Origin of the sequence: Stenotrophomonas sp. YIM B06876 (genome assembly GCF_030711595.1) — a bacterium.
GTDB lineage: Bacteria > Pseudomonadota > Gammaproteobacteria > Xanthomonadales > Xanthomonadaceae > Stenotrophomonas.
Window position 1 is genome coordinate 1 of record NZ_JAUJUJ010000177.1, and the last position, 421, is coordinate 421.

The following is a 421-nucleotide window of genomic DNA, read 5'->3' on the forward strand; positions in this document are numbered from 1 at the left end:
AGACGAGCACGGCACCTACATCATGAACAGCAAGGACCTGCGCGCGGTCGAGCATGTGCAGCGCCTGGTGCGGATCGGCGTCGATTCGCTCAAGATCGAGGGCCGCACCAAGAGCCAGTACTACGTCTCGCGCACGGCCCAGGTCTACCGCCGCGCCATCGACGACGCCGTGGCCGGCCGCGCCTTCGACCCGGCGTTGCTCGCCGAGCTGGAGAGCCTGTCTAACCGCGGCTACACCAGCGGCTTTCTCGAACGCCGGTCCGCGCAGGACTATCAGAACTACGCCACCGGCAGCTCCGAAGCGCGCCGCAGCCAGTTCGTCGGCGAGGTGAAGGCCGAGCAGGACGGCTGGGCCGAGATCGAGACCAAGAACCGCTTTGCCGTGGGCGATCTGCTCGAAATCGTTCACCCCGCCGGTAAC

General features: G+C 66.7%; 1 protein-coding gene. It reads left to right on the forward strand.

From position 1 onward, the window contains the following. Positions 1-421: U32 family peptidase C-terminal domain-containing protein (locus QZH66_RS15830; RefSeq protein WP_305806853.1), on the forward strand; the 421-nt coding region annotated here is incomplete at both ends.